Annotated in this window: 13 protein-coding genes, 3 pseudogenes and 1 riboswitch; of the genes and pseudogenes, 6 read left to right on the top strand and 10 right to left on the bottom strand. The window is 58.9% G+C overall.

Annotated elements, in window-relative coordinates; all coding sequences use genetic code 11:
- Nucleotides 1–92 precede the first annotated feature (92 nt).
- The 5 genes and pseudogenes from FQ182_RS00700 to FQ182_RS30125 all read right to left on the bottom strand — a co-directional run bounded on the left by FQ182_RS00700 (nucleotide 93) and on the right by FQ182_RS30125 (nucleotide 4,202).
- A pseudogene (locus tag FQ182_RS00700) lies at nucleotides 93–909 on the bottom strand (substrate-binding periplasmic protein).
- A gap of 73 nt (nucleotides 910–982) precedes the next feature.
- Nucleotides 983–1,306 (bottom strand): annotated as a pseudogene (locus FQ182_RS00695) (hypothetical protein); the annotation flags it as partial.
- A 167-nt stretch (nucleotides 1,307–1,473) separates the two neighbouring features.
- Nucleotides 1,474–2,319, bottom strand: coding sequence for a methylenetetrahydrofolate reductase [NAD(P)H] (gene metF / locus FQ182_RS00690; RefSeq protein WP_149414430.1), 846 nt, complete (start codon nucleotides 2,317–2,319; stop codon nucleotides 1,474–1,476).
- A gap of 171 nt (nucleotides 2,320–2,490) precedes the next feature.
- Entirely contained in the window at nucleotides 2,491–3,900 is a 1,410-nt protein-coding gene (locus tag FQ182_RS00685; RefSeq protein ID WP_149414431.1) for an adenosylhomocysteinase, read from the bottom strand.
- A gap of 21 nt (nucleotides 3,901–3,921) precedes the next feature.
- Nucleotides 3,922–4,028: riboswitch (S-adenosyl-L-homocysteine riboswitch) on the bottom strand.
- A 51-nt stretch (nucleotides 4,029–4,079) separates the two neighbouring features.
- Nucleotides 4,080–4,202, bottom strand: coding sequence for a hypothetical protein (locus FQ182_RS30125; protein ID WP_256666342.1), 123 nt, complete (start codon nucleotides 4,200–4,202; stop codon nucleotides 4,080–4,082).
- 24 nt (nucleotides 4,203–4,226) lie between these two features.
- On the opposite strand from FQ182_RS30125, the gene FQ182_RS00680 reads away from it, so the two are divergent.
- From FQ182_RS00680 to FQ182_RS00660, 5 genes and pseudogenes are all read left to right on the top strand, one after another.
- Complete coding sequence (locus FQ182_RS00680; RefSeq protein WP_149414432.1) at nucleotides 4,227–4,631, top strand: acyl-CoA thioesterase; 405 nt, start codon at nucleotides 4,227–4,229, stop codon at nucleotides 4,629–4,631.
- A gap of 97 nt (nucleotides 4,632–4,728) precedes the next feature.
- Entirely contained in the window at nucleotides 4,729–4,947 is a 219-nt protein-coding gene (locus tag FQ182_RS00675) for a hypothetical protein (RefSeq protein ID WP_149414433.1), read from the top strand.
- 56 nt (nucleotides 4,948–5,003) lie between these two features.
- Nucleotides 5,004–5,843, top strand: a complete 840-nt coding sequence (locus FQ182_RS00670; RefSeq protein ID WP_149414434.1) for a formate/nitrite transporter family protein — start codon at nucleotides 5,004–5,006, stop codon at nucleotides 5,841–5,843.
- 48 nt (nucleotides 5,844–5,891) lie between these two features.
- Nucleotides 5,892–5,981 (top strand): annotated as a pseudogene (locus tag FQ182_RS00665) (EamA family transporter); the annotation flags it as partial.
- Between the two features lie 44 nt (nucleotides 5,982–6,025).
- Nucleotides 6,026–6,412, top strand: coding sequence for an MAPEG family protein (locus tag FQ182_RS00660; RefSeq protein ID WP_149414435.1), 387 nt, complete (start codon nucleotides 6,026–6,028; stop codon nucleotides 6,410–6,412).
- 60 nt (nucleotides 6,413–6,472) lie between these two features.
- On the opposite strand, the gene FQ182_RS00655 is transcribed toward FQ182_RS00660, so the two are convergent.
- Nucleotides 6,473–7,645, bottom strand: a complete 1,173-nt coding sequence (locus tag FQ182_RS00655) for a murein transglycosylase A (RefSeq protein WP_149414436.1) — start codon at nucleotides 7,643–7,645, stop codon at nucleotides 6,473–6,475.
- A gap of 128 nt (nucleotides 7,646–7,773) precedes the next feature.
- Between FQ182_RS00655 and FQ182_RS00650 the strand changes: the two genes are divergently transcribed.
- The gene (locus FQ182_RS00650; protein WP_149414437.1) at nucleotides 7,774–8,223 is read left to right on the top strand and encodes a cytochrome c; all 450 of its coding nucleotides are present in this window, start codon (nucleotides 7,774–7,776) and stop codon (nucleotides 8,221–8,223) included.
- A 30-nt stretch (nucleotides 8,224–8,253) separates the two neighbouring features.
- Here the strand turns inward: FQ182_RS00650 and FQ182_RS00645 are convergent, their stop codons facing one another.
- The 4 genes from FQ182_RS00645 to metK form a co-directional block, all read right to left on the bottom strand.
- Nucleotides 8,254–8,649: a DUF1090 domain-containing protein gene (locus tag FQ182_RS00645; protein WP_149414438.1), complete on the bottom strand. Its 396-nt coding sequence runs from the start codon at nucleotides 8,647–8,649 to the stop codon at nucleotides 8,254–8,256.
- An 81-nt stretch (nucleotides 8,650–8,730) separates the two neighbouring features.
- The gene (ligB, locus tag FQ182_RS00640) at nucleotides 8,731–10,407 is read right to left on the bottom strand and encodes an NAD-dependent DNA ligase LigB (RefSeq protein WP_371923847.1); all 1,677 of its coding nucleotides are present in this window, start codon (nucleotides 10,405–10,407) and stop codon (nucleotides 8,731–8,733) included.
- Nucleotides 10,408–10,508: 101 nt separating this feature from the next.
- A complete protein-coding gene (locus FQ182_RS00635) occupies nucleotides 10,509–10,856 on the bottom strand; it encodes a DUF1090 family protein (RefSeq protein ID WP_149414440.1) in 348 nt (115 codons plus the stop codon).
- A 223-nt stretch (nucleotides 10,857–11,079) separates the two neighbouring features.
- Complete coding sequence (metK, locus tag FQ182_RS00630) at nucleotides 11,080–12,270, bottom strand: methionine adenosyltransferase (RefSeq protein ID WP_133102391.1); 1,191 nt, start codon at nucleotides 12,268–12,270, stop codon at nucleotides 11,080–11,082.
- Between the last annotated feature and the right edge of the window lie 3 nt (nucleotides 12,271–12,273).

Below are 12,273 nucleotides of genomic sequence, written 5' to 3'. Positions count from 1 at the left end.
CAAAGCTGCGCAGTAGCTGCATCGGGGTGTCTTTTATAGACCCAAGCGTCCGGGCGTAAGCCTGGCGGAAAGGCCGGAGTATAACAGAGCAATCAGTATGCGCTGCTTTCCTGCTGCTCAACGGTTTTGTCCGGGGGGTGGCGCTGGAAGCAGCAATGAGGTCGTTTCAGCGCTGGCGCCTGCGTATTTGGCGCTCAAGGCCGCGTAGGCAGGCTCTTGCTTGAAGCGCTTGAGCTCGGCGCCGAAGCGCTGGACCAGCAAGTCCATCCCCGCGCCACGGCGCACGGCGAGAAATTGCTGTTGGCTGCTGATCACGTTCGGCGCCTGGGTGATCTGGTCTTCAAGGCCCAATTCCTTGAGTGCATGCTGGCCGACTCGGCGATCGGTGATCAGCAAGTCGATCCGTCCACGGGCCAATTTGCCGAAGTTGGCTTCATGGCTGGGGGCCGGTTCGCGGTTGAAGAGGGTGGATTCGCTGAATTCAGCGCCGTAAAGGTAGCCCGGCGAAGTGCCGATGGTCAGGCCGCGCAGGTCATCAAGGGTCTGGAACGGGTGAGGGCGCTCGTTGGCATAGAACATTACGAACTCCACTCGGGACAGCGGTTCACTGGGGTACAGCAGCACATTGTCCCGTTCGTTGCTGTGGAAAATGTCCAGCGCGCCGTCGGCCTGGCCCTGGTCGAGCATGGCCAGGCAACGCTTCCAGGGTAGGAACTGCCATTGCACATCAATCCCCAGGCGCTGAAAGACAATTACCGTGGTCTCGTAGTCGAGGCCGCGCATGCTGCCGTTTTCCTCGTACACATAGGGCGCCCAGGGTTCGGTGACAATACGCAGTTTCTCGCCTCGGGCGGTCAGGCTCAGGCAAGTGAGAAGAACAGCTGTCAACAACTGGAAAATGGCTGGCATACCTGAGGTTACGACTGTCTCCGCTTAAATAGAAGCTCTGGAACAGGTATCTGCGGGTGCTGATACTGAATTTTTATTTTGGCGAAGACTTCATCAGGTGTTCGTAAATGGCTTCGCGGCGCTCGTCGAGGATCAGGCGCACAACGGGGTTGGCGAACCAGTGCTCCAGAAGGCTGGCATCAATAGGACGGCCTTGGCGTTCTTCCTGATTCTGCCGCGCCTTGTCCCACCAAACCGGGCCACAGGCCTGGTCGAATTCGTTGGGGTGTTCGTAGCAGCCGTAGAGGATTTCCCGGATGAACTGCTGCTGATGCTTGGGCAGCACCAGGGTGATCAGCTTGTACATCAAGCGCTGCAGGTGAGCGGAGACCTGGCGCGTATCGTCCAGGGCGCTGGCGATGCTGAATACCGCTTCCTGATGGTAAGTCTCGGAGCCAAATATCAGGTAAACCAGTTGCGGGCGCGGAGTCGGGGCGGCTGTATTCATGGACTGCAGGTTTTCGTGGGCATTTAAAACGGCAAAGGCCCTCGTATTAAGAGGGCCAGGGCACTTTGAAACGAACCTTAGCGAGGTAGCTTGAGGTTGTTCCAGACGGCCAAGCTTGGTTCAGCCTGGTTCAGGGTATAGAAGTGCAACCCTGGCGCGCCACCTTGCAACAAACGTTCACACATTTCGCTGATGACCTGCTCGCCGAACGCCTGGATGCTTTTGACGTCATCGCCATAGGATTCCAGTTGTTTGCGAATGAAGCGGGGGATTTCCGCGCCGCAGGCGTCAGAGAACCGCGCCAGTTTGCTGTAGTTGGTGATTGGCATGATGCCCGGGACGATTGGAATGTTCACACCCAACGCCCGTACACGCTCGACGAAGTAGAAATAGCTGTCGGCGTTGAAGAAGTACTGGGTGATCGCACTGTCGGCACCGGCATTGGCCTTGCGCACGAAGTTGCGCAGATCGTCTTCGAAGTTGCGCGCCTGGGGGTGCATTTCCGGGTAAGCAGCCACTTCGATGTGGAAGTGATCACCGGTCTCTTCGCGGATGAAACTCACCAGGTCATTGGCGTAGCGCAGCTCGCCGCTGGCCATGCCCATGCCGGACGGTAAGTCGCCGCGCAGAGCGACGATGCGCTTGATGCCCGCACTTTTGTATTGTGTCAGCAGGCTATGCAGGTCGGCCTTGCTGTCGCCAACGCAGGACAAATGCGGGGCGGCCGGTACTTTGACTTCGCTTTCCAGCTGCAGCACGGTGTTGATCGTGCGATCACGGGTGGAACCGCCGGCACCGTAGGTGCAGGAGAAGAAATCGGGGTTATAGCTGGCCAACTGACGGGCAGTGGCGAGCAGTTTTTCATGCCCAGCATCGGTCTTGGTGGGGAAGAACTCGAAGCTGTAGCGACGGTCTTGGGACATGGTAATACCCTTGGGAACTCGAAAACCGACTGTGCATCCATCTGTACTGTAGGAGCGAGCTTGCTCGCGAAGAACCGCAACGATAACGCGTGTAAACAGGATATGCGCGGTGCCTTTGGGCTTTTCGCGAGCAAGCTCGCTCCTACAGGTAGAGCAGGTGGCGCCGGTTACTTAGTAGCGATATGCGTGCGGCTTGAACGGACCTTCAACGGTCACGCCGATATAGTCGGCCTGGGTCTTGGTCAGTTGAGTCACCACGCCGCCGAAGCCGCGGACCATTTCCAGGGCCACTTCTTCGTCGAGTTTCTTCGGCAGTACTTCTACGGTCAAGCGCTCGGCCTTCTGGGCAGGCGACAGGTCGGCGTACTTCTGGCCGAACAGGAGGATTTGCGCTAGTACCTGGTTGGCGAACGAACCGTCCATGATGCGGCTTGGGTGGCCGGTGGCGTTGCCCAGGTTCACCAGACGGCCTTCGGCCAGCAGGATCAGGTAGTCGTCGTTCTGTGGATCGAAGCCAGCTGCGCCTGTGCGGTGAACCTTGTGCACCTGCGGCTTCACTTCTTCCCATGCCCAGTTCTTGCGCATGAAAGCGGTGTCGATCTCGTTGTCGAAGTGACCGATGTTGCAGACCACGGCACGCTTCTTCAGGGCCTTGAGCATGTTCGAGTCGCAAACATTGACGTTGCCGGTGGTGGTAACGATCAGGTCGATCTTGCCCAGCAGGGCTTTATCGATGCTTGCTTCGGTCCCGGTGTTGATGCCGTCGATGAACGGCGAAACCAGCTCGAAACCGTCCATGCAGGCTTGCATGGCGCAGATAGGGTCAACTTCGGAAACCTTGACGATCATGCCTTCCTGACGCAGGGACTGGGACGAACCCTTGCCCACGTCACCGTAGCCGATAACCAGCGCTTGCTTGCCGGACAGCAGGTGGTCAGTGCCGCGCTTGATCGCGTCGTTCAGGCTGTGACGGCAGCCGTACTTGTTGTCGTTCTTGCTCTTGGTCACCGAGTCGTTGACGTTGATGGCCGGGATTTTCAGTTCGCCCTTGGCCAGCATGTCCAGCAGGCGGTGTACGCCGGTGGTGGTTTCTTCGGTCACGCCGTGGACGCGGTCGAGGATGGCCGGGTATTTCTTGTGCAGCAACTCGGTCAGGTCGCCGCCGTCATCGAGGATCATGTTGGCATCCCATGGCGCGCCATCCTTAAGGATGGTTTGCTCCAGGCACCACTCGTACTCTACTTCGGTCTCGCCTTTCCAGGCGAAAACCGGAATGCCGGCAGCGGCGATAGCGGCAGCGGCCTGATCCTGAGTCGAGAAAATGTTGCAGGACGACCAGCGTACTTCGGCGCCCAGGGCAACCAGGGTTTCGATCAGCACGGCAGTCTGGATGGTCATGTGGATGCAGCCGAGAATCTTCGCGCCCTTGAGCGGTTGCTCAGCGGCGTACTTTCGGCGCAGACCCATCAGGGCTGGCATTTCGGATTCGGCGATAAAGGTTTCGCGACGGCCCCAGGCGGCGAGGGACATGTCGGCGACTTTGTAGTCGTTAAAATCTGCAGGCGTGATTACAGCGCTCATGAAGAGCCTCCATTCGTAGTGTGCGAATGGGCGCCGTTGTGCGTTTAGTATCAGGCCAGGACAACCAGGCCAGACAACGCCCCATCCGAGCCTGACAGGTCGAGCCTGCTGCAGCGCCCCTCGGACAGGTGGCGGGAGAACGGTATCAACTGAAGATGACCGTTTTGAAACGGTGGGGATTATAGCGGGCTGCGGCTGACTTCCCAAGCCTTTCTGTCGGCAGCATGAAGATCGCTCATGGGGTTGATAGGCAATGGTTCATAGAGCTTGCTGCGCTGCTCTGCCATGATGTTGCCCATCATTTGGCAAGACGCTTTGGAGTGACCATGAACTTCCACACCCGCAAATGGGTAAAACCCGAAGACCTCAACCCCAACGGCACCCTGTTCGGTGGCAGCCTGCTGCGCTGGATCGACGAAGAAGCTGCCATCTACGCGATTGTCCAGTTGGGCAACCAGCGGGTGGTGACCAAGTACATCTCCGAAATCAACTTTGTCAGCGCCTCGCGCCAGGGCGACATCATCGAACTGGGCATCACGGCCACCGCGTTTGGTCGCACCTCCATCACCCTGACCTGTGAAGTGCGTAACAAGATCACGCGCAAGAGCATCCTGACGGTGGAAAAGATGGTTTTCGTCAACCTGGGTGAAGACGGTTTGCCGGCCCCCCACGGTCGTACCGAAATCAAGTACGTAAAGGATCAGTTTCAGGATGACGGCATCAGCGAATAACTCAGCGCCGGTTTGATTTTTAGTCAAATCAGTCCGGATGGATATTTCCCAGGCTCTCTCGTCATTCAGGACTGCATCCTGTAGGGATAGTCCGCGTATGAAACTGCTCGAATCTGTGCCACGCCACGCTACTGTGGCGCCGATCATCACAAGCCCCCTGGCCTCTGCGGCGCAATCCGAAGGTGTGGCTGCGCCCGTGGAAGAGGGCGCGGGCGAACGCAAGATGATCCTATGGCGAGCCCCCGATGGCCGGATCAAGGTGGAGTTATCGCCGCCCCCGGCCTGGCGCCTGCCGGTCAAGTTATCCAGCCACTGAACAGCCCTGAATCCAGCGTGTCGTAGTTACAGGCACGCCTTGAATTGAGGAGCACTATGGCCACGCAAAAAGACGGCAAGACCCCCAACCTGTCGCAGGAAGAACAGCAGGACGTGGACAAGAACCAACCGCCTCGTGCGGCGGTTTTGCATGAAATCATCCGTACCCAGGGCGATCAGGAGCTGGAGCGTACCGTTGCCGCACTTTGGTGGTCAGCATTGGCTGCGGGCCTGACCATGGGCCTCTCGCTGATGGCCATGGGCTTGCTCAACTCGCGCCTGCCGGGCGGTGAAGGGTTCAAGGTCATTGCCAGCTTCGGCTACTGCGCGGGGTTTCTGGCGGTCATTCTGGCACGCCAGCAATTGTTTACCGAAAACACCCTGACCGCCGTGCTGCCGGTGATGAGCAAGCCGACCCTGGCCAACGCCGGGCGGCTGCTGCGTTTATGGACGGTGGTGCTGGTGGGCAACTTGTGCGGCACCTTGCTGGTGGCGTACGTGATGTTGCATCTGCCGATCTTCGATGCCAAGACTGACCTGGCTTTCCTCGATATCGGGCGCAAGGTCATGGAAAACGACAGCAGCCAGATGTTTGCCAAGGGCATCGTCTCCGGCTGGATGATCGCCACCATGGTGTGGATGATTCCGTCGATGGAAAGCGCCAAGATCTGGATCATTATCCTGATCACTTACCTGATGTCCCTGGGGGACTTCACCCACATCGTCGTTGGCTCGGCGGAAGTGTCTTACCTGGTGTTTGCCGGCGAGTTGCCGTGGAAGGATTTCTGGCTGGTGTTTGCCGGGCCGACCCTGGCCGGCAACATCATCGGCGGCAGCTTTATTTTTGCCTTGATCAGTCATGCGCAGATTCGCAGTGAAAGCAGTTTGCCTAAGTAATAGACAGATACCGCATGAGCAACTCATGCTGCAATTTATCAGCGCGCTCTGGTGCTTTGGGCCATGCAATCGGGCTCGATTGCCGAGGCCGTTGCGCTGCGGGAAGTCAGTGTGATTCTGGTGGTGTTGTTCGGCATGTTCGTGATGAAACTCTAAATAAAACGCTAACAAAGGAATGAGTTATGACAGTCGCTTTCTGGTGTGTGTTGATCGCTATCGCTCTGCCTTACCTGTGTATCGGTGTGGCCAAGTTCAGCGGTGGCAAGTTCGGGCCCCGTCAGAACCACGATCCTCGGGCCTTCCTGGAAACCCTGGAGGGTTTTGCCAAGCGCGCCCACAGCGCGCAGCTCAACAGCTTTGAAGTGACCCCGGCGTTTGCTGCTGCGGTGATCATTGCCCACCTGGCTGGCAACGCGGAATTGGTGACTATCAACGTGCTGGCGGTGTTGTTTATTACCAGCCGATTGCTCTACATCATTTGCTACCTGGCGGATTGGGCAATGCTGCGTTCGCTGGTGTGGTTTGTGGGGGTGGGGTTGATTGCGAGTTTCTTTTTTGTATCGATATAAGGCTCGCCTGTGGGTCGGCTCTATGTGGCGAGCGGGCAAGCCCGCTCGCCACAATGATCGCTAGGTCCCAGTCGGCGCATCCGGCACTTTTGGCAGCACCGCGCCTTTGGGCCACAGCATCCAGATCTGCCCCTGCTGTTTCATATTGCCCGCCAACTCACCCGCCGCATCGCCGGTACCCCAGAACAGGTCGGCCCGCACTTCACCGGTAATCGCGCCGCCAGTGTCCTGGGCAGCCACCGGGCGTACGATCGGCGCGCCATCGGGACGTGTCGTCGACAGCCACAACAGGCTGCCCAACGGAATTACCTTGCGATCCACTGCCACGCTGTAGCCGGCGGTCAACGGCACATTAAGAGAACCGCGCGGGCCTTCGTTACTGTCGGGGCGAGTGCTGAAAAAAACATAGCTGGGGTTGCTCGCCAGGAGCTCCGAAATCCGCTCGGGATGGGCCTTGGCCCAGGTGCTGATGGCGCCCATGGTCACGTCTTCTTTCTTCAGTTCGCCTTGTTCCACCAGCCAGCGGCCGATGGGGCGATATGGGAAGCCGTTTTGATCAGCATAACCCACGCGCAGTTGACGTCCGTCGGCCAGTTGGATGCGGCCCGAACCCTGGATTTGCAGGAATTGCAGGTCCATCGGGTTGGTTAGCCAGGCGATGGGCTTGGCAGTAGAGCCTTGTTGATTGATGGCGCTGGCGTCGTCATAAGGCTTGAGCACGCGACCTTCCAAGCGACCGCGCAGGCGTTTGCCCTTGAGTTCCGGGTAGATGCTTTCCAGGTTGACGATGATCAGGTCGTCCGGCACACCGAACACCGGCACATGAGCCGTTTTGGTTTCGGAGAGGCTGCCTGGGTAAACCGGTTCGTAGTAGCCGGTGATCAAACCGTGCGGAGTGTTGTCCGCCGAGCGCAAGCCATAGACGTCGAGGTGTTCTTTAAGAAAACCGCGAATGGCGACGGCAGTTGCCGGAACGCTGACGGCCGAGGCGCAGGTCGCGCCCCATATCGGATCGCTCTTGAGACGTTGGCAAGCGCTGCGCCAGGATTCGAATCCTGCCTGCAAATCGCTATCTGAAACCGTCGGCAAGGCTTCCCAGGTGGCACTGACATAGGTGGCAATTGCGTGGGGTTTTTCTGGCTCCTGCTTGCTGGCGTTGCAGCCGGCGAGCAGCGCAATCATCGGTAAAGTCCACGCGAGGCGGCGGCTCCAGGGTTTCAATGTAACATTCATGCAAGCAATTCCTGAGGCGATTGCCCGAGCCTGTTGGCGCTCAAGCAATCCGTATTATTAATAGGGCTATTGGTCTTTGCGAGCGGGGCGAGGATACTGGCCGCCGTTTCCCGTGACCCTGAGCCACCATGATTCTTAAAAAACTGACCGTTGTATTGCTGGCCTGCCTGACACTGTCTGCGTGCGGCGGCGTTGATCCGAATTCGCCGTTGGGCCAGCGCAAGGCCATTTTCAAGCAGATGCTCAAGACCAGCGAAGACCTGGGCGGCATGCTGCGTGGGCGCATACCGTTTGACGGCGCGAAATTCGCCGAGGGCGCGGTCAAGCTCGACAGTCTGTCCCATGAGCCTTGGAAGCATTTCCCAACCGTGCGCGAAGAAGACCACACCAGCGCCAAGGATGATGTCTGGCAAAAACAGGCCCGTTTTCAGGAGATGGCCAGAAACCTTGAAGCGGCCACCGGTGATTTGGTGATCGCCAGCCAGGTGCAGCCTTACAAGGCCAGCAACCTGGGGCCTGCGGTGCAGAAAGTCGAAGATGCCTGCAGCGCCTGCCATAAACAGTTTCGTGATCATTGAGCCTGCCTGGGCAAGGGGGCGGTAAGCGCCTTACTTGTCCAATTCGTCCAAGGCTTCCTGCAACTCTTTGCGTGATTCGGCGAGTTTGTCTTTGCGCTTGTTGATCCTCTCGGAATCACCTTTCTTCATGGCCTTGTCGAGGTCGGCCTGGCGGCGGCTGACTTCGTGCTTGGCGTCGAGCACCTTGTTTTCCCGCTCCTTTTTCAGGGCGGCGTCGGTGCAATGGGCGGTGACTTCGCTCAGTGCTTTTTCCAGGCCGGCTTGCTGCTCGCTGTTGCCGTGGGCCTTGGCCTGTTCGACCTGGGCGCTGAGGGCCTGACGCTTGGCGGCGCAGCCGGTGAGTTCCTGTGCTTCTTCGGCCGCCAGCAACGGGGTGGTCATGAAGCTTGCGACGGTCAAGAGGGCGAACGGTGCAAGAAATTTCATAAGGGCTCCAGGGTAAACAAGGTTGCAATCTGGTGGGCAGGATGAGTTCTGCTGGCACCGGTTAATACTGCAGGGGCCGGGCTAAAAACCGTCTATCCCGGCAGCGCGTAATGTTTCACTCATGGCCAGGACGTGCGGGTCGCGAAAAAAAGCGCTCAATTGCGCTGCGCGTCCCGGGCCGATTCCAGCTTCAGCCTGCCAGGCTTGAGTGTTTCTGGCGGCCAGGGTTTGCCAGCCACCTTCCAGGTTATTGCGGGCAGTGGGCGGAACACCCAAAGCCATCAGCCATTGTGCGAATGGTCGCTGCCGGGCACTGCGCAAACTGCCGAGCAGGCGCGCACTGCTGCGATCACCGAATCCGTCAATGTTAGCAAGCTCTGCTTCATCCAGCTTCAACCAATCGAGCAGACCGCTGATTAGGCCTGCCTGGATTAGCGTATTCCAGGTTTCACGGCCGATATGTGGCAGGGCCAGGCCTTGGTTGCCACTGAGCCAGGTCAGGCGGGCAAGCAGTTGTTCCTCACAACCAGGGACCAATTGCCAGCAGCTCAAATGATGGAAGGCGCTGGCCGCTGGCACCTCGATGTGGGTTCGTGGCTGGCTGCGCAGGATGACCTGATCGAGCCTGGGAATGACTTGGCCGGCGAGGCTGATGGCGACTTGGTCACCGGGGCGGATATCCAGTTCTTGCCAGCGCTTCAGCGAGCCGACGCTGACGCGCCTGATCTGCCGATCATCGAGCAACACCGGGTCCAGTTCCAGAATAGGCGTGATACGCCCGGTGCGTCCGATCTTGAAATGCACCTTGCGTACCTGGGCCAGCGCTTTGATTACCGGATATTTCCAGGCCGCCGCCCAGTAGGGTGTGCTGGCCTGCCAACGGTTAGCCGGTGCGCGCTGGCTTTGGTGCAGTACCACGCCATCGCTGGCGAACGGCAGTGGGTTGTTGTACCAGAAGGTACGCCAGTGACGAGCGTCGTCGAGGTCACTGATGGGTTGGCTGTAACGCTTGCTGTCGGTAAAGCCCCATCGTTCCAGCGTGTCCAGTTGCTCATTCAAGTTGGCCGGCCCATGTGGCCACGCCCAGACAAACAGGCCGATACCGGCGGCATCGGTATCGCTCAGCTGTTGGCGGTTCATCAGCCCGGCGACTTTACTGCGGGCATTAATACCGCCCCGTTCGGATTGGAGGTGTTCGTTCAGGTGCCAATAGAGTTCACCCTGCAGCAGCAGATCAATGGGTTCGGGCAGTTGCTGCACGATGCCAGGGATCTTGCGTGCCGAGGCTGACCAGTCTTGCCCGAGAACCCCGTCACCGCGGCTGATGACCTGAACCAGGCGACCTTTTTGATAGATCAGCGTTACGGCGACTCCGTCGACTTTGGGTTGAATCCACAGGTCGTGCCGGGTAGTGATCCAGTCTTCGACGGCCCGGTCACTGATCAGTTTTTCCAGCCCGGTGTGTGGTGTCGGATGGGTCAGAGTGCCCCTGGAACTGGCCAACGGGTTGTCGGGGCGCGGTGCGTTCTGTGCAAGGCAGGTGCGCCATTGGTCAAGGCGCAGACGTGCCTGGTCGTAGAGTTCATCGCTGATCAAGGATTGGCCAAGTCGGTGGTAACTGTCGTCCCAAAGGCTGATTTGTTGTTGCAGTGCGGCCATTTCATCCCTGGCCTTGTCGGAGTGCCAGTCAGGACAGTCTTGGCTCCAGGCCGTTATGGGGAAGAGGATCAACAGCAGGCAGACCAGCAGGCGCGGCATCATCATGAGCATCCTTGCTCCGAAGGGACGCCCAGCCTAAGGCATCGGAGCACCCACAAAAAAGCCCCGCAGGCGCGAGGCTTTTTACCGGGTATTTCTACTTACTTGAACAAACCACCCAAGGCTTTCACTGTGTCGTTGCCGTCGGCCTTGGCCTGTTGCTTTTGTTGGGTGGAGTCCAGCTTGTCCTGGGACTCGCTGACTTTTTTGCAACCTTTGTTTACCTGGTCCAGTGCGGTCTGCATGGCCTTCACTTTCAATTCTTCGCCATTGGTCTTGGCCGCGTCGACCTTGGCTTGCAGGTCTTTGCCTTGTTTTTCGCAGTCGCCAGAAGTGCCACCCAGTTGAGGCGTCAGAGCACCGCCCAGTGCGCCGAGGTCGACGGCTTGCACTGGCAGGGCGAACAGGCTGAGCAGAAGGGCGGCAGGAGCGAGCGTGGAAATACGCATGAAAAACCTCAATGTTCGATTGCCTGCGCACAAAAGGATCCCGAGCAGGCGCAGTGCAATATCCAAGTAGGTGAAGGGCTCGGGAGGGCGCGGATTCTAGTGGGCCATTATTTGGCCTGCAAGGCCCCTGCTGAACAAATGTGAACGTCATCGCGCCAATCAGCGCGCAACAAAAAGCCCCGCCGAGTAAACCCGGTGGGGCCTTGGGTACAACGGGCAGCGATTACAGGCCTGCAGCGGTAAGCAGGTCGTTGGCGCGGTCGGTTTTTTCCCAGGTGAACGTGGTGAAGGTGTCGTCGCCGACGGTCTTCTGTTCAGGGGTGCGACCGAAGTGGCCGTAGGCCGCAGTTTCCTGGTACATCGGGTGCAGCAGGTCGAGCATGGTGGTGATCGCGTACGGACGCAGGTCGAACACTTCGCGCACCAGCTTGATGATCTTGTCATCGCTGATCTTGCCGGTGCCGAAGGTGTTCAGCGAGATCGACGTCGGCTGGGCGACACCAATGGCGTAGGACACCTGAATCTCGCAACGCTCGGCCAGACCGGCGGCAACGATGTTCTTGGCCACGTAACGACCGGCATAGGCGGCGGAGCGGTCAACCTTCGATGGGTCCTTGCCGGAGAACGCACCGCCACCGTGACGGGCCATGCCGCCGTAGGTGTCGACGATAATCTTGCGACCAGTCAGGCCGCAATCGCCCACCGGGCCACCGATAATGAAGTTGCCGGTGGGGTTGATGTGGAACTGGGTGTCCTTGTGCAGCAGTTCGGCAGGCAGCACGTGCTTGACGATCAGCTCCATCACGCCTTCGCGCAGGTCTTTGTAGGAGACTTCCGGATTGTGCTGGGTCGACAGCACCACGGCGTCGATGCCCACTACTTTGCCGCCTTCGTAGCGGCAGGTCACCTGGGACTTGGCATCCGGACGCAGCCACGGCAGCTGGCCGGACTTGCGGGCTTCGGCCTGGCGCTTCACCAACTGGTGGGAGAAGGTGATCGGCGCAGGCATCAGCACGTCGGTCTCGTTACTGGCGTAGCCGAACATCAGGCCCTGGTCGCCGGCGCCCTGGTCTTCCGGCTTGCTGCGGTCAACGCCCTGGGCGATGTCCACCGACTGCTTGCCGATGATGTTCATCACGCCGCAGGTCGCCCCGTCGAAGCCCACGTCGGAGCTGTTGTAGCCGATATCAAGGATCACCTTGCGAACGATGTCTTCCAGGTCGACCCAGGCCGAGGTGGTGACTTCGCCAGCGATGATCGCCACGCCGGTTTTCACCAGAGTCTCGCACGCCACACGGGCGAACTTGTCTTCAGTAATGATGGCGTCCAGCACCGCATCAGAAATCTGGTCGGCGATTTTGTCCGGATGCCCTTCAGACACGGACTCGGAGGTGAAAAGGGAGTATTCGCTCATCTC

Source organism: Pseudomonas sp. ANT_H4 (assembly GCF_008369295.1).
GTDB lineage: Bacteria > Pseudomonadota > Gammaproteobacteria > Pseudomonadales > Pseudomonadaceae > Aquipseudomonas.
Note: the sequence above shows the minus strand (reverse complement) of the source record. Positions and strands in the feature narration are given on the sequence as shown.